This is a genomic window from Streptomyces sp. ISL-1 (assembly GCF_018614585.1).
Lineage (GTDB): Bacteria > Actinomycetota > Actinomycetes > Streptomycetales > Streptomycetaceae > Streptomyces > Streptomyces maoxianensis.
In genome coordinates, this window is the sequence record NZ_JAGGOI010000004.1 from 367525 (window position 1) to 391054 (window position 23530).

Below are 23530 nucleotides of genomic sequence, written 5' to 3' on the forward strand. Positions count from 1 at the left end.
CCGTCTCACTCGTCCGCGATCTTGAGCACGAGCTTGCCGAGGTTCTCACCGCGGAACAGCCGCATCAGGGTCTCGGGGAACGCCGCGACGCCGCCGGACACCACGTCCTCCATCGACTTCAGCCGGCCGTCCGCCAGCCACTCGGCCAGCTGCGTGGTGGCCTCGGAGTACCGGTCGGCGTAGTCGAAGACCACCATTCCGGTCATGGAGGCGCGATTGACGAGCAGCGACATGTAGTTGCTCGGTCCCTTGACCGGCTCGGTGTTGTTGTACTGGGAGACCGCGCCGCAGATGACGATGCGGGCACCGCGCGCCAGCCGGGTCAGCACCGCGTCCAGGATGTCGCCGCCGACGTTGTCGAAGTAGACGTCCACACCGTCGGGGGCGTGTTGGCGCAGCGCCTTGCGTACGTCCTCGGCCTGGTAGTCGATCGCGGCGTCGAACCCGAACTCCTCCACCACCGAACGGCACTTGCGCTCACCTCCGGCGATGCCGATGACCCGGCAGCCCAGGATCTTCGCGATCTGGCCGACCACACTGCCGACCGCGCCGGCCGCACCGGAGACCACGACGGTCTGCCCGGCCAGCGGACGTCCGATGTCGAGCAGGCCGAAGTAGGCCGTGATGCCGGTCATGCCGAGAGTGCCGAGGTAGACGGGCAGCGGCGCCAGCGCCGGGTCGACCTTGATGACCCCGCGACCGTCCGAGACGCAGTACTCCTGGACGCCGAACGTGCCGGACACGTGGTCCCCCACCGCGAAGTCGGGGTGCCGGGAGGCGATGACCCGGCCCACCGCGCCGGCACGCATCACCTCACCGATTTCGACGGGTCGTATGTACGACTTGCCCGCATTCATCCAGCCGCGCATGGCCGGGTCGATCGACAGGTAGAGCACCTGCACCAGCAGCTCGCCGTCGCCCGGCTCGCCAACCTGCTCCTCGACGTGCCCCCAGTCGGTCGGGCGGGGCTGCCCCACAGGACGTGCGGCCAGGCGCAATTGATGGTTCGTGCGGCTCATCTCCGCGGCTCCTTGGCTGAGGTGGGCGAATCCGGCACGCGGCGCGAGGCAGCTGCGAAGTGCCCGGGTGGCTGTTGCATACCAACTGGTCGGTAGGTAGTTCGTGAGGCTAGATGCTGCCGCGCCGGGAAGCAAGTGACCCCAGCAGCAGCGCGAGGGGTTCCCATCACGTCGCCGATGCGGTGAGACCGCGGGAGCGGGACGGCAGTGCCCGCGCGGCGAGCCGTCAGGCGTGCGCCGGCGCCGGGGGTTCGGTGCCCGGTCTGCGTGACGCGTGGGCGGCGAAGGAGGCGCGGTAGGCGCGTGGGCTGGTGGCGAGGCGGGCGGCGAAGTGCTGGCGCATCGTGATCTCGCTGCCGAAGCCCGTACGGCGGGCGACCTCGGGCATCGACAGGTCGGTGTGTTCGAGGAGCTTCTGGGCGGCGGCGACGCGCTGGTCCAGGACCCAGCGCAGCGGCGTCGCGCCGGTGGCCGCGGCGAAGTGCCGGGCGAAGGAACGGGCCGACATGCCCGCCCGGGCGGCGAGGTCGGCGACGGCGAGCGGTTCGTGGAGGTGATGGAGGGCGTATTCGCGTACGGATGCGAGAGCGTCGGCGTCGCGGTCGGTGCGCGGGGTGGGGTGCTCGATGAACTGAGCCTGGGTTCCGGTGCGGAAGGGGGCCGTGACCATCGAGCGGGCGATCGTCGCCGCCACCTCCGCGCCGTGGGCCGTGCGGATCAGGTGCAGGCACAGGTCGATGCCGGCGGCCGTACCGGCGGCGGTCCAGATATTGCCGTCCTCGATGAAGAGCGCGTCAGGTTCGACGGTGACGCAGGGGTGCTCGGCGCGGAGCAGATCGACGAGGTTCCAGTGTGTGACCGCGCGGCGGCCGTCGAGCAGCCCGGCCTGCGCGAGCGTGAAGGCGCCGCCGCACAGGGCGGCGATGGTGGTGCCGCGGCCGTGCGCCCGGCGCAGGGCATCGAGTACCGGCTGCGGTGCGGGGGTCAGGTGGTCGTCCAGGCCCGGGATCAGGATCAGGTCGGCGCGGGCGAGCCAGGCGAGGGGGCGGTCGGGAGTGAGGCTGAGCCCCCCGCGCATGGGGACGGGCGTGGCGTCGGCGGCGACGCGGCGCAGGTCGAAGGCGGGGACGCCCCGGTCGGTGCGATCCGTGCCCCAGACCTCGGTGATGACGGAGACGTCGAAGGCTCGGATGCCCGGAAAGCTGACAAGGGCGACACGGTACGGGTCGGGGTCGGTGGCCACTCTGGCAGTAAATCATCGATCGCTGACTTACACCCCTCTGGGGCCGGGTCGACCGGGGCGGCAGCATCGTAGGTATGGAGATCGCGGAGAACGCAGCACTGGTCGTGGTGGACGTACAGAAGGGCTTCGATGAGCTGGACTTCTGGGGTCGGCGGAACAATCCGGAGGCCGACGAGAACATCGCCTCACTCATCGACACATGGCAGACCACGGGGCGGCCGGTCGTCTTCGTCCGGCACGACTCGTCGAGGCCGGACTCGCCGCTGCGGCAGGGGCATGAGGGGAACGGGTTCAAGGAGTACGTGGAGCAGCGGCGAGGAAAGGGGGCCGCGGCGGAGCTGTTCGTGACGAAGACCGTGAACTCGGCCTTCTACGGGACGCCGGACCTGGACGCGTGGTTCAGGGCTGAGGGCATCTCGCAGTTCGTGGTGGCCGGGATCCAGACCAATATGTGTGCCGAGACCACGGCGCGGATGGGTGGAAACCTTGGGTACGAGGTGCTCTTCGCGCTGGACGCGACGTACACATTCGATCTTGAGGGGCCGTTCGGCTGGCGGCGGTCCGCGGACGAACTGGCGCAGGCGTCGGCCGTGACACTGCACGGTGGAGGCTTCGCGGCAGTGGTGACGACCAAGGACGTGGTGGCCGCGGCGGCCTGAATGCGCCCGGCCTCGCACACGGACGCATCGCCGAGACCGAGACAGAGACAGAGACTCCCCGCGCCTGCCCTGCCGGATCCAGCCCGGCAGGGCAGGCGCGGTCAGGCGTGCGCGGGCGACGTGGGCTCCGTGCCTGTCTGCGCGACCACGGACGCGGCCACCTGTGAGGCGAAGGTCAGCATGTGCTCGGCCCGTTCCGGGGACAGGGCGCGATCCCAACCGCCCGCCGTGCCGAGCCAGGCCAGGACTCCCGCCATGAACGCGTCCCCGGCGCCGATCGTGTTGACCACCTCGACCGGTACGGCGGCAACGGACACCTGCGGGCCGTCCGGGGTGTAGGCGGTCGCACCCCGCGCGCCGCGGGTCAGCACTACCAGTCGTCCCTCCGCGGCCAGCCGCCGGCAGCTCTCGTCCGGGTCGGTGTCCGGCCAGAGCCCTACCAGATCCTCGTCGCTCGCCTTGACGACATGGGCCAGCGCGCACAGCTCGCGCAGCAGTCCGAGACTGCGGTCGCCGTCGAGCGTTCGGTCCTCGCGCACATTGGGGTCCACCACCAGCAGGGAGTGCCGGGCGGCCGCCCGCGCGGTCGCGGCGACCGCCCCCGCGGCCGGTTCGACGACCGCGGCCAGGCCTCCCGCGTACACCGCGCCGAAGCGGCCGAGGTCGGCCGCCCGGTCCGGGAACCGGAAGGTCGCGGTGGACTCGAGGTGGAAGTGGTAGCCGGTCCCCGACTCGCCCGGATCGGCGACCGCCAGCGCCGTGGGCAGTTCGGACCGCGCGCAGAGGCCGAGATCCACGCCCGCGTCCACCAGCCGCCGCTCGATGCGCCGTGCGAAGCCGTCGCCGCCGAGCGCCCCGGCGAAAGCGACCGGCCTGCCGAGGCGGGCGAGACCGACCGCGACATTGGCGGGCGCGCCGCCCGGCTGTGCGCGCCGGACCTCAGGCTCGCCCGCCACGGGGACGAGATCGATCAGCGCCTCGCCCAGCACCAGTACGGCTTCAGACCCGCTCACGGCTCCACCACGATCTTGCGTCCCTGGCCGGCCTTGAACCGGTCGATGGCCTCGGGGTACTGCTCCAGCGGCAGCCGGTCGCTGATGAAGACGGACGGATCGAGCACCCCGGTGGCGAAGAGCGCGGCGGCCCGCTCGTAGCTGTGCAGCACCGCCATGGAGCCCGTGATGGTGATCTCCTGGTTGTAGATCCGGTACGGCTCGATGACCGCGGTCGTCGCGTAGTCGGCGACCCCGAACTGCAGGAAGGTGCCTCCCTTGGCGACCCGTCCCAGTCCGTCCTGGATGGCACCGGCATTGCCGGTCGCGTCGATGACGAAATCCCAGCCGCCCGGCTGGTCCAGCTCCTCGGCGGTGGCTGCCGAGCGGGAGCAGCCGAGCACCGAGGCCGTGGCGAGGCGGTCCGGATTGATGTCGAGTACGTCAACGCCCGCGGCGCCGGTGCGCTTGGCGAGTTCCAGCATCATCAGGCCCATTGTGCCCGAGCCGTAGATCAGCACGTTGGCGCCGAGGGTGCTGCTGTTCAGCACGTCGTATCCGCGGAGCGCGCAGGACAGCGGCTCGATCAGCGCCGCGTCCTTGACGTCGATGTGATCGGGCAGCCGTACGCAGTTCGCGACGGGCGCGACGGCGTACTCGGCGGCACCGCCGGGCACGGTGACCCCGATGGCGGCCCAGCGGTCGCAGAGGTTGCCGCGTCCCGCCCGGCAGTAGCGGCACTCGTGGCAGTGCAGGGACGGGTCGACGGCGACCCGGTCGCCGACGGCCAGTTCGGTGACGTCCCTTCCGATGCCCACGACCTCGCCGGCGAACTCATGGCCGGGCAGGATCGGCAGGGTGGGCGCGAACTCGCCCTGCAGGATGTGCAGATCGGTGCCGCACAGACCGCACGAGGCCACGGAGACGACGACCTCCCGCGGTCCCGGTGCGGGGTCGGGAACCGTCGTGACGGAGACCTTGCCGGGGGCTTCGACGATCACTGCCCTCATTTGACGGCTCCAAGGGACAGGCCCTGGACGAGCTTGTCCTGGGCGGCGTAGCCGGCGGCGAGTACCGGCAGGGACACAACGACGGACGCGGCGCACAGCTGAGCGAGGAAGAGGCCCTGGCTGGTGACGAATCCGGTCAGATACACGGGGGCGGTCTGGGCGACGACTCCGGTGAGCACCCGGGCGAAGAGCAGCTCGTTCCAGCTGAAGATGAAGCAGATCAGGGCTGTTGCGGCGATCCCCGGGGCGGCCACCGGCGCGACCACCCGGGTCAGGACCGTGGGCAGCCGCGCACCGTCCACCTGAGCGGCTTCGATGATCGAGACCGGCACGTCCGCGAGGAAGGACTGCATCATCCACACCGCGATCGGCAGATTCATCGAGGTGTAGAGGAGGACGAGGAGCCAGATGTTGTCCAGCATCCCGGCGTTCTTCGCGAAGAGGTAGATGGGCAGCAGACCCGCGACCACCGGCAGCATCTTGGTGGAGAGGAAGAAGAACATCACGTCCGTCCACTTGCGTACGCGCCGGATGGAGAGCGCGTACGCCGCGGGGAGGGCGAGCACGAGCACCAGCAGCGTGGAGAACGCGGACGCCGTGAGGGAGTTGATCAGGGACGGCCAGGGGCTCGGCCCGCCGCCGGCCCCGAAGAACTCCCGGTACCCGGCGAGGGTCAGCGGCGCGGCGAGGGAGGGCGGATTGGTGGCCGCGTCCGCCTCCGAGTGCAGTGAGGTCAGCAGCATCCACATGGCCGGCAGACAGAACCCGATGCCTGCCACCCAGGCCAGCAGGCCCAGCGCCGTGGAGCGGCGCCTGGCCCGGCGCGCGGCGGGCGGAAGTGTCCGAGGGCGGGCTGCTTTCGTCGTGGGTGCGGGGGCCGGAGCCGGCGTGGTGTGAGCGGTCATGCGCGGTTCGCCTCCTCACGGAAGAGGGACGAGACCACCCGGAGCGCGAACGTCGCGATGATCATCGTGCCGATCACGACGACGACTCCCGCGGCGGACGCCAGTCCGTACTCGTGAGCTTGTTAGAAGGTCTGGTAGATCGTGTACGGGAGGTTGGCGGTGCCGAGGCCTCCGGAGGTGATCGTGAACACGGCGTCGAAGTTCTGGACGATGTACACGGAGCCGAGCAGGACGCCCAGTTCGAGGTAGCGGCGCAGATGCGGCAGGGTGAGATAGCGGAAGGACTGCCAGCCGCTCGCTCCGTCGAGGTGCGCGGCCTCCATCATGTCGGCGGGCCGGCTCTGCAGCCCCGCGAGCAGGATCAGCATCATGAACGGCGTCCACTGCCACACCAGGGCTGCCTCGACCGCGATCAGCGGCATGCCGGATATCCAGTCCGGCTGGGCGGGGCTGTCGTCGCCGAAGAGCCCGGCGATCCAGGTCCAGGCGCCGTTGAGGAGCCCGTACTCCGGGTTGTAGAGCGCGTGCTTCCACAGCAGCGCGGCCGAGACCGGGACGATCAGGAAGGGCGTGATGAGCAGGGTGCGCACCATGCCGCGTCCGAAGAACGTGCGGTCCAGGAGCAGGGCGAGCAGCAGACCGAGCACCACGGTCGCGATGACGACGCTCGCGGTGAGCAGGACGGTGGTGAGGACCGAGTCGCGCAGCTCCGGGTCGGTGAACACGGAGGTGTAGTTGGACAGTCCGGCGAACTTGCGCTCGTCGGGACTCAGTGAGTTCCAGTCGAAGAGCGAGATCACCAGCGTCGCGACGAAAGGCAGTTGGGTGACCGCGATCAGGAAGACCAGGGCCGGCAGGAGCGGAGCCCGGGTGGCCCAGGCCCGCACTCCCCCCTTTCGCTGCTTCGTCGGCCTCGGCTGCTTCGACCGGACCGCGAGGGACGGCGGCTGTGTGGTGAGGGATGTGCTCACTGGTACTCCTTGCCGACCTTCTCGGCCAGCTTCTGGGAGGCTGCCAGGGCCTGGTCGACGGTCTGGCGGCCGGCGATGGCCGCGCTGATCTCCTGCGAGACCTTGGTGCCCAGGTCGGTGAACTCGGGGATGCCGACGAACTGGATGCCGGGCGCGGGACGCGGCTGGGTGCCGGGGTTCTGCGGGTCGGCGCTCGCGATGGCCTTCTCGGTGATGTCCGCGAAGGCGCCCGCCGCCTTGCGGTACTCCGGATTGGCGTAGGTGGAGGCCCGCTTTCCCGCGGGCACATTGGCCCAGCCGCTCTTCTCGCCGACCAGCGCCTCGTACTTCTTGCTGGACGCCCAGGAGATGAACTTCCAGGCGCTGTCGGACTTCTTGGACGCCTTCTGCATGCCCCAGGCCCAGGTGTAGAGCCAGCCGGAGCTCTCCGTCTTCTCCACCGGCGCCGGTACGTAGCCGATCTTGCCCTTCACCGGGGAGCCTGCCGCCTCCAGGGAGCCCGCTCCGGCCGTGGCGTCGTACCACATCGCGGTTTTGCCCTGTGTCATGTTGTTGAGGCACTCGGCGTAGCCGGACTGGGCCGCGCCCGCTTCACCGTGGCCCCGCACCAGGTCGACGTAGAACTGGGTGGCCTTCTTGAACTCCGGGGAGGTGAGCTTCGCCTGCCAGTCCGCGGTGAACCAGGTGCCGCCCATGGTGTTGACGACGGTCGTGAGCGGGGCGATGACCTCGCCCCAGCCGGGCAGTCCGCGCAGGCAGATGCCCTTCATCCCGCTCTCGGCGCCGTCCGCCTTCGCCGCGAGATCGGCAACCTGCGCCCAGGTGGGCTTCGCCGGCATCTTCAGCCCCTTGGCGGCGAAGACGTCCTTTCGGTACATGAGGAAGGACGACTCGCCGTAGAAAGGCTCGGCGTAGAGCTTTCCGTCCTTCGCTGTGAGCGATTCCCGCAGCGGCTCGAGTATGTCGTTCTGGTCGAAGGCGGTGTCCTTCTTCGCGTACTCGTCCAGCCCGTGCAGCCAGCCGTTCTTGGCGTAGAACGGCACCTCGAAGTTGCTGATGGTGGCGACGTCGTACTGACCCGCCTGGTTGGAGAAGTCCTGACTGATCTTGTCGCGGACGTCGTTCTCCGGGAGCACGGTGAAGTTGACCTTGATGCCGGTCTCCTTGGTGAAGTTGGCCGCGGTCAGCTTCTGCAGTTCGACCATCTGCGGGTTGTTCACCATGAGGACGTTCACTGCCTCGCTCCCGGTGGAGGAGGAGGCGCCTGCTCCGCTGCACCCCGCGAGAAGTGCCATGGCGGCCGTGCCGGCCCCCGCACTCAGGCGGATTCCACGTCGTCGTCGCTGGAGGGGCATGATTTCTCCTGATCGTTCGTAGCGGCTCGGTGATCGGTGGTTCAAGACGTGACGGGACCCGCCCCGGTGTTTGCGTCCCGGGATCAATGGCCTTATGGGGTACGGAAGTTGAGCGGCGGGGCGCCGCAGGGGGGTGTTCAGACGCGGATCACGTGGGGGCCGAGGAGGGAGTAGCGCTGCGCCTCCGCAGAGGGCAGGCCCGCGTCGGTGACGATGGCCTCGAAGTCGCCGACGTCGGCGAAGCGGCAAAAGCTCACCGCGCCGAACTTCGTATGGATACCGGCGAACACGCGGCGGCGTGCGCTGCGCATTGCCTGTGACTTGACCTCGCTCACCGCGGGGTCCGGTGTGGTCAGTCCGTACTCACGGGAGATGCCGTTCGCGCCGACGTACGCCAGGTCGATGACGAAGTCGGCGAGCATCCGGGTGGCCCAGTGATCGACCGTGGCCATGGTGCCGCCGCGGACGCGCCCGCCGAGCAGCAGCACGGAGATCTTCTCGGCGTCCGCGAGGACGGTCGCCACCGCCAGGGACGCGGTGACGACGGTCAGCGGCCGGTCCCGCGGCAGCGCTTCGGCGACAAGCTGTGGGGTGAAGCCCTCGTCCACGAAGACCGTCTCGGCGTCACCGAGCAGATCGGCGGCGGCCGCCGCGATCCGTGACTTCTGCGGCACATGCCGGGTGGTGCGCACCGCGAGCGTCGTCTCGAAGCCGGCGGACTCGACGGGGTAGGCCCCTCCGTGCGTACGCCGCACCAGACCGTGTTCCTCCAAGGCGTGCAGATCCCGCCTGATGGTCTCTTTGGCCACCTGGAACCGGGCGGCCAGCCGGTTGACATCGACCGACCCGTCCAGCCGGGCCGTCTCGAGAATTCCCCGTCGGCGTTCCTCGGTGTCCACGACACACTTCCCTGCTTCTGGCCTGCAGCGCTGTCCATGCGCTGTCGGTGCTTGGGGTCCCGGCGTCCGTTCGGGCCCATGCGTCGTTTGTACAAGCAGGCACTCCCGTTCGACCAGGCTCTTCGCGTGATTCACTGTGCCCGTTCATGCCCGTTTCGGCGAGGCCTTCGGCGCTGGTGGTGCGGTCCGGGGCGCACACCGCGGCGCGGCGCGCTGCCCGCTTGACACCAAGAGGGCGTCCGAACGGTGCCCGCGGGCGGACACTGGAGCGACAACTTGATTCGGCCGTCCCGGAATGCGCATGCGTGCGGGGGGCTTGAGGAACGATGAATGGCTGGCTCCGCCTGTACGTATGCGTAGGGGCGGACATGGATTTTCCGACGGACATCCAGGAGCACACTGATGAGTGGAACAGCCCAGATCGGCGTCACGGGGCTCGCGGTGATGGGCCGCAATCTCGCCCGTAACTTCGCCCGCAACGGCTTCACCGTTGCCGTCCACAACCGCACGGCGGCCAAGACGCGCGCGCTGGTCGAGGAGTTCGGCAGCGAGGGCACCTTTGTACCCGCCGAGTCGGCCGAGGAGTTCGTCGCGGCCCTGGAGCGCCCGCGCCGACTGGTGATCATGGTCAAGGCGGGCGACCCGACCGACGCCGTGATCCAGGAGTTCGCGCCGCTGCTGGAGGAGGGCGATGTCATCATCGACGGCGGCAACGCCCACTTCGCCGACACCCGGCGCCGCGAGAAGGAACTGCGGGAGCGCGGCATCCACTTCGTGGGTACGGGCATCTCGGGCGGCGAGGAGGGTGCGCTGCACGGCCCGAGCATCATGCCGGGCGGCTCGGCCGAGTCGTACGCCTCGCTCGGCCCGATGTTCGAGAAGATCGCCGCGAAGGCCCCTGACGGCACCCCCTGTGTCACCCATGTCGGCCCGGACGGCGCGGGCCACTTCGTGAAGATGGTCCACAACGGCATCGAGTACGCCGACATGCAGCTGATCGCCGAGGCGTACCACTTGCTGCGCGCGGTAGCGGGCTACTCCCCCGCGCAGATCGCCGAGACCTTCCGCACCTGGAACACCGGGCGGCTCGACTCGTATCTGATCGAGATCACGGCGGAGGTGCTGGCGCACACGGACGCCGCGACCGCAAAGCCCTTCGTCGATGTCGTCGCCGACCAGGCGGAGCAGAAGGGCACGGGCCGCTGGACGGTGCAGATCGCCCTCGACCTGGGGGTGCCGGTATCCGGCATCGCGGAGGCGGTCTTCGCCCGTTCGCTCTCCGGCCACGCGCACCTGCGCGAGGCCTCCCGCTCGCTGCCCGGGCCGGCGGCCCGGCCGCTGGGCGAGGACGATGCCGGGCGCTTCGCCGACCAGGTCGAGCAGGCGCTGTACGCGTCCAAGATCGTGTCGTACACGCAGGGCTTCCACCAGATCCAGGCGGGCGGCGACGCCTACGACTGGGGCATCGACCTCGGTTCGGTGGCCGCGATCTGGCGGGCCGGCTGCATCATCAGGGCGGCGTTCCTGGACCGCATCCGCGAGGCGTACGACGCGCAGCGCGACCTGCCGAGCCTGCTGTCGGACAAGCAGTTCGCGGAGGAGATCGGCGCGGCGCAGGACGACTGGCGCGAAGTGATCTCGGCAGCCGCCCGGCACGGCGTCCCGACGCCCGGTTTCTCGGCGGCACTCGCGTACTACGACGCCCTGCGCGCCGAGCGGCTGCCCGCTGCGCTCACCCAGGCCCAGCGTGACTTCTTCGGTGCGCACACCTACCGGCGGACCGACCGCGAGGGTTCGTTCCACACCCTGTGGGGCGGCGACCGCTCGGAGGTGCGCACCGACTGATCAGCGCTACGGGCCGATTCAGCTCGCCGGACCGGGCTGAGGTTCCGGCTCCGGCGGCGGTACGGGTTCGGGGCCGGGGCCCGGCGGCTGCGGAATGGGGTCGGGCGCGGGTCCCGGCGGAGGCGTCGGCACCGGCCCCGGCCCCGGCAGCGGTCCGGGATCAGGTCCGGGCGGGATCGGCGAAGGCGGTACGGGTGGGTGGGTCATGCCAGACCTCCAGCGGTTCAAAGTCGTGCGTTCCCAATGTCTCCCGGTGCGCGTGGCCTCGCGCGCCGGGTCCACTCGTCATGATCCGTGTGTGATGGCAAGGGCGGCGGCCCGCAGCCCGGGCCGCGGGCTGGACAGGACGGGGACGGCGGTCGTCGTACGGTCCGCCGCGTCGGCCATCGACGCCTGGGCCAGCACGATGACATCCGTGGCGGGCGCCCCGTCGACCGCGGCGGCCACGGCGTCCAGATAGCCGTCGCGGTCGCCCGCCTCGAAGAGCTCCCAGGCGCCGTCGACGAGCAGCGTGCGCAGGTCGATCGCGCGGCCCGCGGCCTCTTCCCGGATCAGCGCGAGTGTCGGCTCCAGGGTGCTGCGCAGGGCGGCGACCACCACGATCCGGTCCGCCGCGGCGGCCGCGGCGGCCATCGGCCGGTCGCCCCGCAGCACCGGAACGCCGAGGTCCGCGGCGCATGCCTCGGCAACGCCGCCGATCGTGGAGCAGGTGACGAGGACCGCGGCCGCACCCTCGGCGGCTCCGGCGAGCGCGGTGGCGACGGCGGGCGCGATCGCCTCGGGCCCCTCCTCCCGGGCCCGGGCGAGGAGATCCTCCTCGACGAGATGACGCAGCGCGAGACCCGGGTGATCTTCGTCCCGCAGGGCGTCGAAGACCGGGACGTGGACCGGGGAGGTGTGCAGCAGCGCCAGCATGGGCCGGATATTAGCTGCCCGGTCACCAGAGCTGCGGTTGGTCAATCAGCTGCTCCTCCGCGGTGCGCACCAGTTCGACCGGTGGCTTGGGGGCCTCGTCGGGGTGGCGGTGGGCCCACTGGGCGGCGTACGGGCACAGCGGCACGACGGGCACGCCCTCGCGCGCGGCCATCGCGTAGAACTCGCGCACCAGGGCGCTCGCGATGCCCTTGCCCTCGTGCTCCGGTTCCACCACGGTGTGCACGGCCACCAGGGCGGCCGGGGTTGCGTCGAGGGTGAAGTAGGCGATGCGGCCGACGACTTGACCGTCCTCGACCGCCTCCAGAAGCCCCTTCTGCCGACTGTCACGGATGTCGGGTTCTGCCATGACGGCTGTCTCCTTCATGCTTTCGGACAGGTCGGACGGCGACACCGACAGCGTACGGGCTACTCTCCTGCCGCCTCCGCGGGCTGCTCATCGACCTGCCCCTTCGCCCTCCTGCCGACCACCGCGGCAGCGGCGAGCGCACCGCCGAGGAAGGCGACGGCCACCACCCACGGCTGATCGAGGCGGTGCCAGGTCACGTGATCGAGCGAGTAGCGGCCGGCCCCGGTGATGCCGATGGAGGCCGCCGTGAAGCCGAGGAAAGCCGGGTACTCGAAGCCGCCGGCCTGGTTGAAGAACCCGGCGGGCGCGTGCACCGCCACCGCCCCGGCCATCGCGCCCGCGGCGGCGGCACCGGCCACGGGGGTGGCGAGGCCCAGTGCGAGCAGCGCCCCGCCGCCCGCCTCGCTGAGCCCGGCGGCGACTGCGCTCGGCCGGGCGGGGCGAAATCCCATGGCCTCCATGCCCGTCGCGGTCGCTTCGAGACCGCCGCCCCCGAACCAGCCGAACAGCTTCTGCGAACCGTGCGCGGCGAGGACCGCGCCCGTGCCGACCCGCAGGACGAGCAGGCCGAGGTCACGTCGGTTGAGGCAAGCCATGAGTGTCTCCCGGTGCGGAGTGCGGTCAGGGGACGTACGGACGTACGGGAACCACTCTCGTACGGGTCGGGCCGCGGGCCTCTGCGGTACTGCGCCATACGGGTGACACGGGCCGCGTGATCCACTGGCCGGAACCGTGCGGTAGATTTTGCGCGCCCTTGACCGGCATCAACTCATCGACATGGAGACCGGGCACTCAATGAGCGACATCATCAACGGACTTGGCCGCGCGAGCGCGTACGGCGCTCTCGGCGTGGTCCTTCTGATCCTCGGCATGGTCCTGATCGACCTGCTGACGCCCGGAAAGCTGGGCCGGCAGATATGGGAGGACCGAAACCGCAATGCCGCGCTGCTGCTGAGCTCCGCGCTGCTGGGCATCGGCGGGATCGTCTTCACCTCGATCTGGACGACGTACGACGACTTCGGCAAGGGCCTTGCCTCCACCGCCGCGTTCGGTCTGCTGGGCCTGGTGATGATGGGGGTGGCGTTCCTGGTGGTGGACCTGGTCACGCCGGGCAAGCTGGGCGCGACGCTGGTCGAGCCGGAGCCGCATCCGGCGGTGTGGGTGACCGCGTCCTGCAACCTGGCGGTCTCGGCGATCGTCTCGGCGTCCATCGCCTGAGCACAGGGAGCTCCATCGCGAGCTGGGGGGTTCTCTTGCCGCGCCGGGCCAGGGGGTGCGCAGGCCCACCGCCCACCGATCACCCCCGGCTCATGGCAGGTTCCAGAAGTGGTGCATGGCGTACGAACTCCAGGGCCGCCACTCCTGCGCATCCGCCGTCGACGCGCCCACCCGCCGCATCCCCGCCCGGATCGACGCGTCCCCCGTCAGCAGCACGTCCGGGTCGCCGAGGGCGCGCATCCGGATGTAGCCCGCCGTCCAGGGGCCGATGCCAGGCAGGGCCAGCAGCTGAAGCTCGGTCTCGTCCCGGTCCGCGCCCGGGTCCAGAACCGGCGCGCCCCGCGCGAGCGCGGCCGTCAGCGTACGCAGCGTGGCACGCCGCGCGCCGGGTATGTCGACTTCGGTCAGCGCGGCCGCCGCAAGCGCCTCCACGCGCGGGAAAAGATGCGTGAGCCCGCCGCTCGGCTCGCACAACGGCTCTCCGTACGCGGCCACCAGCGCGCCACCGAGTCGCCGGCCCGCCGCGACCGAGACCCCCTCACCCAGCACCGCCCGTACCGCGAGTTCGTGCGGGTCGGCCGTGCCTGGCGCGCGCAGGCCGGGGCGCGCGGCGACCAGCGGGGCCAACGCCGGGTCCGTGCCGAGGCGTTCGGCGACGGCGCACGGGTCGGCGTCCAGGTCGAACAGGCGGCGCATGCGCTGTGTGGCCGTCGTCAGGTCGCGCAGGTCCGCGAGGTGCAGCCGGCACTCCAACCAGCCTCCCTGGCCCGGCTGTTCGCTGATTTCGGCAACGCCGGACCCGCCGGGCAGCCGCAGGGTTCGCCGGTAGATGCGGGAGCCGCGCTCGCCGACGAGTTCCTCGATGCCGGGTACGGCCCGGCGGCCCAGGTAGTCGAAGACCTCGACGGCGGCGTAGGGACCGCGGTGGGCGAGTCGCAGGGGCACTCCGGCGGCGGCGCCGTTCTCGGGGGCGACCGGGCCGAAGCGTGAGCTGCGGCCGGGCCGGGCGGAGCGCAGTTCGCTGGGGGTGGCCGCGTAGATCTCCCGGATGGTGTCGTTGAACTGCCGTACGCTCGCGAACCCTGCCGCAAACGCGATCTCCGCCGCCTGCATGGTGGTTGTCTGCAGCAGTACCCGCGCGGTGTGGCCGCGCTGGGCCCGCGCCAGGGCGATGGGGCCGGCGCCGAGCTCCGCGTTCAGCTGGCGCTGCACCTGGCGGGCGCTGTAGCCCAGCCGGCCGGCGAGGCCCGCGACACCCTCGCGGTCCACGACGCCGTCGCCGATGAGCCGCATGGCGCGGCCGACGACGTCGGCGCGGGCATTCCACTCCGCGGAGCCGGGCACGGCGTCTGGGCGGCAGCGGCGGCAGGCCCGGAAGCCGGCGCCCTGGGCCGCCGCGGCCGTCCGGTAGAACGATACGTTCCGGCGCTTGGGCGTGATCGCGGGACAGCTCGGCCGGCAGTAGATCCCGGTGGTGGACACGGCGAAGAAGAACACCCCGTCGAACCGGGCGTCCCTGCTGCTCACCGCCTCGTATCTGCTGTCCTCGCTGCTGTCCTCGATGGTCATACGGCCAGTATGGGCACCGCGCCGGGCGCTCGGCTGGCGGAAATCGGACGTCGTGTTTCCGCCCTCGCGTTCGGCTATCGGCGGCGGAAGAACGCGGAGACGCCCAGTGCGAGAAGTGCGAGCACGGCAGCCGCCCCACCCAGCAGTACCGCCGTATGACCGCCGGCGCCGTCCGCCGACGCCGCGGCCGGCTGCCCGGCCGGCTCATCGGCAGGCGCGGAACCCGGTGCGGCGGGCGGCTGAGAGGTCGCGGGCTCAACGGCAGGATCGGAGGCAGGCTGCGAGGTCGGCGCGGTGACCGGGTCAGAGGGTGGCTCGGCAGAGGGTTCAGAGCCCGGCTGCTCCGCGACAGGCTCGCCGCCCCGCTCCTTGTCGCCCGCAAGCACCACGTCGGAGCACGAATAGTAGGTGTCCGGCGTGCTCGAGTTCCGCCACACCGTGTAGAGCACATGACGGCCCGTCAGTCCGGCCGGGAGCCGACCGGAGATCCGGTACGCACCGCCCGCGACCTCCGGATCGGTGGCCGTGGCGAAGGGCTTCGCCGACAGATCGGCCCACCGCAGCGGCGCGGCCGGGTCGTAGCCCTCCTTGGTGAGATACAGGTCGAACGTTCCCTCGTGCGGGATCGTCGTCCGGTAGGCGAGGGTGAACCGCGCGCCGGCCTTCAGGGTCGTCGCCGGCCAGTCCGCGCGGGCGATGTCCAGGCCCCTGTACGCCTCGAGACCCGCGCTGCACAGCCGGCCGTCCGGGACGACCTCGCGGTCTCTGCCCCGTACGTCGGCCACACGCAGATTGTCCCACTGGTCGAACGCCGATCCCCCGTTCGCGGCAACGGCGGCCCGGCAGGCGGCCGACGCCCGCTGGGCACCCTCGGGACCGCATGCGGCCACCCGGCTGACGGGATCGGTCGGCGCCCCGTGCGCCTGCGCGGTCCCGGCAGTCACGGCCGTGAGCAGCAGCGGTACGACACCGGCCAGCGCAGCGGCGGCGGCAGTTCGATGGGCAGTCATCCGCAGCAGACCTCCTTGATGGGCTCAACAGCCTGCCGTGTATTACGGCTTCGCCCGCCCGAGCGTTCACCGCGGGCCGACCGACGACGCCTCAGCAGACGGTGATCTCCACTGGGCCGCGCCGCCGTGGAGCGTGCGCAGCGCTTCGATCGCCCTGCTCGCGGTGCTGATCCTGGCCACCGTGTGGTGGTTCGTGGCGCGACGTTCGTACAGCACTTCCTCCGCGTACGGATCCGCCCGTGAGCAGGCGGGGATCGCGGAGAACATTGTCCGACGCGGCGTCCTCACCGCGTTGTCGGATCGCGGACGGACGCATGCAATGCCCGGTTCCCAGCGACGCGGCGCTGGGGGCGCCGGCACGGCCCCTGACCGGTTCGCGGGTCTGCCCGGACTCTTCCGACTTGTCTGGGATGATGCGCGAACGCCGCAGCCAGGCGCGAGATCACTGGAGGAATCATGGCCGGTCAGTTCGAGGCAACGGTGGAGATCGACCGCCCCGTCGAGGAGGTCTTCGCCTTCCTCGCCGACGGAAAGAACGATCCCAAGTTCAGCCCCAGAGTGCAGGAGATCGCGAAGACACCAGAGGGCCCGACCGCGGTCGGCACCGTCTTCACGAGCACGGTCAAGGACGCCGGAATGAAAACCAAACGGCAGTTCCGGATCGCCGAACTCGTGCCGCCCACCAAGATCCGCTGGACGGAGATCTCGAAGAACCTCGTGACGGCCGACGAGGGCGGATACGACCTGGAGTCGACCCCCGGCGGCAAGACCCGTGTCCGCATCTTCAACCGGCTCGAAGGCCACGGCGTCGGCAAGCTGCTCGTCGGCCTCGCCCTGAGCGCGGCACGCAAGGACGCCGACGCGTTCGGCCGACGGATCAAGGCGGCAGTCGAGGCATCCTGAGGGACCCACGGCAGCCGTGGACCCACCTGCCTCACCGTCGTCGGGGTGTACGTACGCCCGGCGCACCCTGGAGGTGTGCGACGCCCGGAACACGGGTGAGAAAAAAATCTTGGCGCAGGATGTCGAAATCGCGGTGCGTGCTTCTACCTACCCGTGAGAGCGCCGACGAGGGCGCCACGGAGGACGAAGGAGCAGATCATGAAGTACATGCTGCTGATGCAGTTCAGCGAGCGGACCGCGGACTTCCCGACGATCGACACCTGGACTCCCGAGGAGATCCAGGCGCACATCGCGTTCATGCGGGACACGAACAAGAAACTGGTGGACAACGGGGAGTTCGTGGACGGCCAGGGTCTGGCCGGTCCGGAGACCGCCAAGATCGTGCGGGCCGGAGCCGAATCGGCCGCCCCGGTGGTCACCGAGGGCCCCTACCCTGAGACCAAGGAGTTTCTCGCCGGGTACTGGATCGTCGACTGTGACAGCCCCGAGCGGGCGATCGAACTCGCGGCGTCCGTGTCGGCGGCCCCCGGCCCCGGCGGAGCCCCGCTGAACATGCCGATCGAGGTACGCCAGGTGATGTCGGCGCCGACTGAGGAGTAGCGAGCTCTGAGCGGACCCGGGGAACCCGCCGCGGACCTGCTGCGCGAACTCGCGCCGCAGGTCGTCGGCGTGCTCACCCGGCGCTTCAGGGACTTCGACGCCGCCGAGGACGCGGTGCAGGAGGCTTTGCTGGCGGCGGCGACGCAGTGGACGGAGGAAGGGCTGCCGCACAATCCGCGGGGCTGGCTGATCCAGGTCGCGAGCCGGCGGATGACCGAGCAGGTACGCAGCGAGCAGGCTCGGCGGCGCCGCGAGGACCTCGCGGCACGGCGCGAGCCGGCCGACCGGCAGTCGGCGCCGCCGGCGGACAACGATGACGCGGTGGAGCAGGACGACACCCTGACCCTGCTGTTCATGTGCTGCCATCCCGCTCTGACGCCGAGTGCGGCCATCGCGCTCACGCTGCGGTCGGTCGGCGGGCTCAGCACCACCGAGATCGCCAGCGCCTTCATGGTGCCGGACGCCACGATGGCGCAGCGGATCAGCCGGGCCAAGCAGCGCATCAAGTCCTCGGGAGTGCCCTTCCGGATGCCGGGCGAAGAGGACTGGCCGCGCCGCCTGGCCGCCGTCCTGCACGTCCTCTATCTCATCTTCAACGAGGGTCATACGAGCAGCTCCGGCCCGCAGTTGCAGCGCGTCGAGCTGTCCCGGGAGGCGATCCGGCTGGCCAGGGCGCTGCACGCACAGCTCCCCAAGGACAGTGAGGTGGCCGGGCTGCTGGCGCTGATGCTGCTCAACCACGCCCGGAGCAGGGCGCGGTCCGGTCCGGGCGGTGAGCTGATCCCCCTCGCCGAGCAGGACCGCAGCCTGTGGGACGCCGAAGCGATCGCCGAGGGCATCGCGCTCGTCACCGAGGCGCTGCCCAGGGGTCCACTCGGCCCGTACCAGGTGCAGGCGGCGGTGGCCGCCTGCCACGACGAAGCGAAGACGGTCGAGGAGACCGACTGGCCGCAGATCCTCGCGCTGTACGGCGTGCTCGAGCGCCTTTCCGCCAGCCCCGTCGTCTCCCTCAACCGCGCCGTCGCCGCCGCGATGGTCGAGGGACCCGCGGCGGGTCTGCGGATCCTTCAGGAACTGGAGGGCGACGGCCGGCTGGCGGGGCACCACCGGCTGTATGTCGTACGCGCCCATCTCCTCGACATGGCCGGTGACCGGGAGGCCGCCGCTGAGAACTTCCGTATCGCCGCGAGCCGTACGACGAGCCTCCCCGAGCGGCACTACCTCACCCTGCGCGCCGCCCGGCTGGGCATGCCGGGCGGGTGAGCCGCAGGACGGCGCCGCCGGACCGGCGCGTCAGCCGTGCGCAGGCCGACGCGTCAGCCCGCGCAGGACCCGTCGGCCCGCGCCGGGTGACCGGTCAGCCGGCGCGGGCGGCGGCAGCCGGGGCTGGCGGAGCTCAGCCGCCGCTGCCTCGGATGATGGCCAGGGGGGCGCCGAAGGGGTCCAGGAACATCGCGATGCGGCCCACGCCCTCCGCCTCCATCGGCGGGATGAGCGTGGTGGCACCACGCTCGGCCGCCTTGGCGAAGGTGGCGTCGACGTCGGCCACTTCGAAGTACGGATGCCACTCCGAGCGGGAGCCCGCGTCCAGGTTCTCCTGCGGGAGCTGCATGATGCCGCCCTGCGTGGCGTCCTGGCCGCCGCCCGAAGGGGAGACGACGGTGTAGGTGGCCCCCGCGAACGGCATGTCCTCGTAGTCCCACGAGAACACGGAGCGGTAGAAGTCCTTCGCGGCGGCCGCGTCCGTGGTGTAAAGCTCGGTCCAGGACAGTGTGTTCACATCGGTGACCGCGCCCAGGCCCTTGGTGTCGCCGGGCTGCCAGACGGCGAATTCGGCGCCGGTCGGATCGGTGTACGCCGCCAGCCGTCCCGCGGTGAAGACATCCATCGGCTGGGCGCGGACCGTGCCGCCCGCCTGCTCGACGGCTTTGGTGGTGGCGTCGGCGTCGGCGGTCAGGAAATACGGCGTCCACGCGGAGGTCGCGCCCTCCTCGGTGAGCGGGCCGATCGCGGCCACGGTCTTCCCGTCCAGCTGGAAGAAGCCGTACCCCCCGGCCTCAGGTCCCATGGTCTGCAGCTCCCAGCCGAACAGGTCGCCGTAGAAGGCGGCGGCCGTGTCCACGTCCGGGCTTCCCAGGTCGAGCCAGTTCGGCGCGCTCGGGACATATGTGGTGGTCAGCATCGCAACTCTCCTCCCGCGAGTACGCGGTGGATGACGGATGTGGTCAGTCGCCCTTCAGCATGCCAGCCCCCACTGACATCCGCCGTTTCGCGCGCCGCGACACCCGGCCGCACCCGATGGTGAGCGAAGTGTGCCGGTTTCAACCCAGTTGACCGATGGGCAGTCAGTTCCCGGTGGCCCGCGCCGCCTCCCGTGACTCACGCACCCCGCCTCCCGGCCGGGAGCCCGCACGGGGGTGACAAGGGTTTTCCCCGTATCGGGTTCATCTCGGCGTTCCCTACTGTCTGCCGCACCGGCGGATTCCATCCTCTGACTTCAGTGTCAGGTGCATGTAAATCGTGGGCTCCGCCGGTGACGGCCCTTGACCAGGGGCCGTCGCGCCGGCGGCGGCGCGCGGGCCTACCCAGCCCAGGGAACCGCGGATCGCACCCCCACAGCGAACCGCGATTGCCGCGCCGCCGCCCGCGCTCCGCGCCGTCAGTGGAAAGGGAACACCTTGAACGGTTCCAGACGGAGACTCATATCCGTCGTGGCCGCCAGCGCCACGATCGCCGCAGTCGCCGCCACGTCATCCGTGGCACTCGCCGCCACCCCGCAAAACCCCTCGCCGAAGCCCGCTCCGGCTTCGCAGTCCATGACCACACTGCCGACCGCGCCGGTCGACAAGGTCATCGTCACCTACAAGTCCAAGGCGGCCGAGGCCAGTTCCAACAAGGCCGCCGCCGGCGACGCCACGGCCAAGGGCGCCGAGACCGGCGAGAGCCTGTCGTTCGAACGCCGGCTCGCCGGTGGCGCCGCCCTGGTCGACCTGGGTGGCGACGCGTCCAAGAAGGACCTCACCGAGGTCATGGACGCCTTCCGGGCCGACCCCTCGGTCGCGTCCGTGGAGCCCGACATCCGCGCCTACGCGATGGCGGTCACCCCGAACGACACCGAGTACACCAAGCAGTGGGACCTGTTCGAGGCCACCGGCGGTATGAACGTGCCCGGAGCCTGGGACAAGAGCACCGGCAGCGGCGTCACCGTCGCCGTCATCGACACCGGCTACGCCGCCCACACGGACCTGGCCGCAGGCGTCGTCTCCGGCTACGACTTCATCTCCACCTCCGCGGACGCCCGCGACGGCAACGGCCGCGACAGCGACGCCAAGGACGAGGGCGACTGGAACGCCACCGACGGCGAGTGCGGCGCCGGCTCCAAGGCCGGCAACTCCTCCTGGCACGGCACGCATGTCGCGGGCACCATCGCGGCGACGACGCACAACAGCAAGGGCGTTGCGGGCATCGCGTACAACGCGAAGATCCAGCCGGTCCGCGTGCTCGGCAAGTGCGGCGGCTCATCGGCCGACATCGCCGACGCCATCACCTGGGCGTCCGGCGGCACCGTCCCGGGCATTCCCGCGAACCCGAATCCGGCCAAGGTCATCAACATGAGCCTCGGCGGCGCCAGTTCCACCTGCCCGAGCGTCTACCAGAACGCCATCAACGGCGCGGTGTCGCGCGGTACGACCGTCGTCGTCGCGGCCGGCAACAGCAACGCCAACGCCTCCGGATTCACGCCCGCCAACTGCGCGAGCGTCATCAACGTGGCGTCCACCAGCCGTGAGGGCAACCGTTCGTTCTACTCGAACTTCGGCAGCATCGTCGATGTCGCCGCGCCCGGCGGCGAGACCCGCCGCGCCACCGACACGCCCGGCACCGTCACCACCCCCGAGAACGGCATCCTCTCCACGCTGAACTCCGGCGCCACCACCCAGTCGGCGGAGAACTACAAGCCCTACCAGGGCACTTCGATGGCCGCCCCGCACATCGCAGGGCTCGCCGCGCTGCTCGAATCGGCCAAGCCCGCGCTGACCCCGGCCGACATCGAGTCCGCGATCAAGACCAACGCCCGGCCGCTGCCCGGCACCTGCACCGGCGGCTGCGGCACCGGTATCGCCGACGCCACGAAGACCGTGAACGCCGTCACCGGCACCCCCGGCGGCACGACGTTCAGCAACGCGACGAACGTGACGATCGCGGACCTGTCGACCGTGACCTCCTCGATCGCCGTCACCGGCCGCACCGGCAACGCCCCCGCCGCCCTCAAGGTCGACGTGGACATCAAGCACACCTGGCGCGGCGACCTGGTCATCGACCTGATCGCCCCGGACGGGACGGTGCGCAACCTGAAGACCTCCTCCGGCTCGGACAGCGCCGACAACGTCCTCGCGACGTACACCGTCGACGCGTCCAGCGAGGTCGCCAACGGCACCTGGAAGCTTCAGGTCCGCGATGTGGCATCGGGTGACACCGGCTACATCGACAACTGGAGCCTCACCTTCTAAAACACCCCGCACAACTGCGTCATCGCTGGTCAGGGGCGCGTCCCCGGCATATGCCGGGGGCGCGCCCCGCCGCCTGTACGTAAGCGTGCGTCCGTATGCCGGACACAAGGCCTGGACTGCGGCGGCCGGATTCGTATGCTCTGCTCCCAGGGCAGGGGGCCCGGACGTGTCCGGAAGGGGGTGGTGGGCACGTGACACCGGCGGTGTACCGCCCCGCGACGGTCGGGCGAGGGGAGCTCCTCGCGCGGCTGGACAGCGTCCTGCACACCCGTGGGCGCGCTCTGCTCACCGGCCCTGCCGGGGTCGGCAAGACGGAGGTCGCGCTGGCCGTCGCCGCGCGCGCCGAGTCCAGCGGCGAGAGGGTGCTCTGGCTCCCCACACTCCCCGCGGACCGCGACATACCCGGCGCTGCCGCCGCGGCCCTCGTCGCGTCCGTGTCGGCGAGCGTGTCCTGGCCCGTGCCGGGAGCCCACGGCGGCCCGGGAACTCCCCCCGGCCCGGACGGCGCCGGAGCTCCGGGCGGGTTCGACATTCTCGAAGGGCTGCCCGGTCCGCAGCGGACCGCCGTCGCCATGCTGTGCCGTGAGGCGCCGATCCCCGAGCACGGCTGGGACCCGATCGCCCTGCGGCTGGCCCTCGCCCAGATCCTGCGGACCCTCGCCGCGCGTGGTCCCGTCCTGCTCGTCGTCGACGGCGTCCAGCGCATCGACGCCGACAGCGCCGACCTGCTGCGTTTCGCTCTGCATCTGGCCCCGTCCGCGCTGCGGGTGGTCGCCGTCGAGACGCCGGCGGCGTACGGCCCCGACGCACCCCGCACCAGCGGGTCCCGGCCGGACGCGGCGGGGCCCGAGCCACTGTGGGTGCCGTCCGAGGCCGATGTCCTGTTCGTGCCGCCGCTGCACGCCGACGAGATCGCCGAACTCCTCATTCACCACCGGCTGCCGTCCCGGATGGCCGGCCGCATCCACAAGGCCAGCGGCGGCAATCCGCGCCTCGCGCTCGCCGTCGGCCGGTCCCTCGCCGACGCGCGGACGCCCGTGCACCACGCCGAGGCGCTGTCCCTCTCCGGGCGCGCCCGCGATCTCGCCCGCCAGCTGCTCGGCGCCGCGTCCCCCGTCGTTCGCGGCACGCTGCTGCTGGCCGCGCTGGCGCTGCGCCCCACGGCATCGCTGATCCGCCGCGCCGGCCGCCGCACCGCCGAGGCCGACCTCGCCGCCGCCGAGCGGGCGAATCTGATCTCCCTGAAGGAGGACGGGACGGTCGCGTTCACCGCCGGTGTGCTGCCCTCCACGCTGGTGCACGACGCCTGCTGGGCCGAGCGCAGCGACGGTCACGCGGCGCTCGCCCTTGTCGTGGACGATCCCGTCGAGGCAGTACGGCACCGGGCGCTGGCCACGGACGTTCCCGACGAGCTGCTCGCCGCTCAGGTCGCGGCGGCCGCCGACACCGCGCGGCGCCGCGGCAACAGCGCGCTGGCCGCCGAACTCGCCCTGCTCGCCGCCGAGTCGACGCCCGTGCAGCACGGCGCGCGGCGGCTCACCC

22 protein-coding genes and 1 pseudogene are annotated in these 23530 nt (G+C 71.1%); 8 read left to right on the forward strand and 15 right to left on the reverse strand.

What is annotated here, in order from left to right; genetic code table 11:
• Positions 1–5: 5 nt before the first annotated feature.
• Together J7E87_RS03640 and J7E87_RS03645 are read right to left on the reverse strand one after the other, a co-directional pair.
• Positions 6–1019, reverse strand: coding sequence for an NADP-dependent oxidoreductase (locus J7E87_RS03640; protein ID WP_215089758.1), 1014 nt, complete (start codon positions 1017–1019; stop codon positions 6–8).
• 226 nt (positions 1020–1245) lie between these two features.
• Complete coding sequence (locus J7E87_RS03645; RefSeq protein ID WP_215089760.1) at positions 1246–2262, reverse strand: GlxA family transcriptional regulator; 1017 nt, start codon at positions 2260–2262, stop codon at positions 1246–1248.
• Between the two features lie 74 nt (positions 2263–2336).
• Between J7E87_RS03645 and J7E87_RS03650 the strand changes: the two genes are divergently transcribed.
• Positions 2337–2921, forward strand: coding sequence for a cysteine hydrolase family protein (locus tag J7E87_RS03650; RefSeq protein WP_215089762.1), 585 nt, complete (start codon positions 2337–2339; stop codon positions 2919–2921).
• A gap of 101 nt (positions 2922–3022) precedes the next feature.
• On the opposite strand, the gene J7E87_RS03655 is transcribed toward J7E87_RS03650, so the two are convergent.
• The 6 genes and pseudogenes from J7E87_RS03655 to J7E87_RS03680 all read right to left on the reverse strand — a co-directional run bounded on the left by J7E87_RS03655 (position 3023) and on the right by J7E87_RS03680 (position 9053).
• Positions 3023–3934, reverse strand: coding sequence for a carbohydrate kinase (locus J7E87_RS03655; RefSeq protein ID WP_215089764.1), 912 nt, complete (start codon positions 3932–3934; stop codon positions 3023–3025).
• Positions 3931–4923 carry a zinc-dependent alcohol dehydrogenase family protein gene (locus J7E87_RS03660; RefSeq protein ID WP_215089766.1) on the reverse strand — a complete coding sequence of 331 codons (993 nt, stop codon included), beginning with the start codon at positions 4921–4923 and terminating at the stop codon, positions 3931–3933. Before J7E87_RS03660 ends, J7E87_RS03655 begins: the two co-directional genes overlap by 4 nt.
• Complete coding sequence (locus J7E87_RS03665; RefSeq protein ID WP_215089768.1) at positions 4920–5828, reverse strand: carbohydrate ABC transporter permease; 909 nt, start codon at positions 5826–5828, stop codon at positions 4920–4922. The genes J7E87_RS03660 and J7E87_RS03665 overlap by 4 nt, the downstream gene beginning before the upstream one ends.
• A pseudogene (locus tag J7E87_RS03670) lies at positions 5825–6799 on the reverse strand (carbohydrate ABC transporter permease). The gene J7E87_RS03665 and the pseudogene J7E87_RS03670 overlap by 4 nt, the downstream one beginning before the upstream one ends.
• Positions 6796–8154 carry a sugar ABC transporter substrate-binding protein gene (locus J7E87_RS03675; protein ID WP_215089770.1) on the reverse strand — a complete coding sequence of 453 codons (1359 nt, stop codon included), beginning with the start codon at positions 8152–8154 and terminating at the stop codon, positions 6796–6798. Before J7E87_RS03675 ends, J7E87_RS03670 begins: the two are co-directional and overlap by 4 nt.
• A 137-nt stretch (positions 8155–8291) precedes the next feature.
• The gene (locus J7E87_RS03680) at positions 8292–9053 is read right to left on the reverse strand and encodes a DeoR/GlpR family DNA-binding transcription regulator (protein ID WP_215089772.1); all 762 of its coding nucleotides are present in this window, start codon (positions 9051–9053) and stop codon (positions 8292–8294) included.
• Between the two features lie 402 nt (positions 9054–9455).
• On the opposite strand from J7E87_RS03680, the gene gndA reads away from it, so the two are divergent.
• The gene (gndA, locus tag J7E87_RS03685) at positions 9456–10898 is read left to right on the forward strand and encodes an NADP-dependent phosphogluconate dehydrogenase (RefSeq protein WP_215089774.1); all 1443 of its coding nucleotides are present in this window, start codon (positions 9456–9458) and stop codon (positions 10896–10898) included.
• 285 nt (positions 10899–11183) lie between these two features.
• Here the strand turns inward: gndA and J7E87_RS03690 are convergent, their stop codons facing one another.
• Genes J7E87_RS03690 through J7E87_RS03700 form a run of 3 tightly spaced genes read right to left on the reverse strand, consistent with a single transcriptional unit; the run spans position 11184 to position 12776 of the window.
• The gene (locus J7E87_RS03690) at positions 11184–11813 is read right to left on the reverse strand and encodes an aspartate/glutamate racemase family protein (RefSeq protein WP_215089835.1); all 630 of its coding nucleotides are present in this window, start codon (positions 11811–11813) and stop codon (positions 11184–11186) included.
• A gap of 22 nt (positions 11814–11835) precedes the next feature.
• A complete protein-coding gene (locus tag J7E87_RS03695; protein ID WP_251016872.1) occupies positions 11836–12180 on the reverse strand; it encodes a GNAT family N-acetyltransferase in 345 nt (114 codons plus the stop codon).
• 59 nt (positions 12181–12239) lie between these two features.
• Entirely contained in the window at positions 12240–12776 is a 537-nt protein-coding gene (locus J7E87_RS03700; RefSeq protein WP_215089778.1) for a DoxX family protein, read from the reverse strand.
• Between the two features lie 199 nt (positions 12777–12975).
• Here J7E87_RS03700 and J7E87_RS03705 point away from each other — a divergent pair, with 199 nt between their 5' ends.
• Positions 12976–13398 (forward strand): DUF350 domain-containing protein, encoded by a 423-nt coding sequence (locus J7E87_RS03705; protein WP_215089780.1) that lies wholly within the window; start codon positions 12976–12978, stop codon positions 13396–13398.
• Positions 13399–13488: 90 nt separating this feature from the next.
• Here J7E87_RS03705 and J7E87_RS03710 read toward each other — a convergent pair whose 3' ends face one another.
• The 3 genes from J7E87_RS03710 to J7E87_RS03720 form a co-directional block, all read right to left on the reverse strand.
• Positions 13489–14967 carry an AlkA N-terminal domain-containing protein gene (locus J7E87_RS03710; RefSeq protein WP_215089782.1) on the reverse strand — a complete coding sequence of 493 codons (1479 nt, stop codon included), beginning with the start codon at positions 14965–14967 and terminating at the stop codon, positions 13489–13491.
• Positions 14968–15041: 74 nt separating this feature from the next.
• Complete coding sequence (locus tag J7E87_RS03715; protein WP_215089784.1) at positions 15042–15977, reverse strand: lytic polysaccharide monooxygenase; 936 nt, start codon at positions 15975–15977, stop codon at positions 15042–15044.
• A gap of 66 nt (positions 15978–16043) precedes the next feature.
• The gene (locus J7E87_RS03720) at positions 16044–16244 is read right to left on the reverse strand and encodes a hypothetical protein (RefSeq protein WP_215089786.1); all 201 of its coding nucleotides are present in this window, start codon (positions 16242–16244) and stop codon (positions 16044–16046) included.
• 189 nt (positions 16245–16433) lie between these two features.
• Between J7E87_RS03720 and J7E87_RS03725 the strand changes: the two genes are divergently transcribed.
• From J7E87_RS03725 to J7E87_RS03735, 3 genes are all read left to right on the forward strand, one after another.
• Positions 16434–16880 carry an SRPBCC family protein gene (locus J7E87_RS03725; protein ID WP_215089788.1) on the forward strand — a complete coding sequence of 149 codons (447 nt, stop codon included), beginning with the start codon at positions 16434–16436 and terminating at the stop codon, positions 16878–16880.
• A 198-nt stretch (positions 16881–17078) separates the two neighbouring features.
• Positions 17079–17480: a YciI family protein gene (locus J7E87_RS03730; RefSeq protein WP_215089790.1), complete on the forward strand. Its 402-nt coding sequence runs from the start codon at positions 17079–17081 to the stop codon at positions 17478–17480.
• A 6-nt stretch (positions 17481–17486) separates the two neighbouring features.
• Complete coding sequence (locus tag J7E87_RS03735) at positions 17487–18743, forward strand: RNA polymerase sigma factor (protein ID WP_215089837.1); 1257 nt, start codon at positions 17487–17489, stop codon at positions 18741–18743.
• A gap of 133 nt (positions 18744–18876) precedes the next feature.
• Here the strand turns inward: J7E87_RS03735 and J7E87_RS03740 are convergent, their stop codons facing one another.
• Positions 18877–19662, reverse strand: a complete 786-nt coding sequence (locus tag J7E87_RS03740) for a VOC family protein (RefSeq protein WP_215089792.1) — start codon at positions 19660–19662, stop codon at positions 18877–18879.
• A gap of 529 nt (positions 19663–20191) precedes the next feature.
• On the opposite strand from J7E87_RS03740, the gene J7E87_RS03745 reads away from it, so the two are divergent.
• Both J7E87_RS03745 and J7E87_RS03750 read left to right on the forward strand, forming a co-directional pair.
• Entirely contained in the window at positions 20192–21988 is a 1797-nt protein-coding gene (locus J7E87_RS03745; RefSeq protein WP_215089794.1) for a S8 family serine peptidase, read from the forward strand.
• Between the two features lie 191 nt (positions 21989–22179).
• Positions 22180–23530, forward strand: a 1351-nt coding sequence (locus J7E87_RS03750) for an ATP-binding protein (protein WP_308312833.1), incomplete at its 3' end; no start/stop codon positions are given.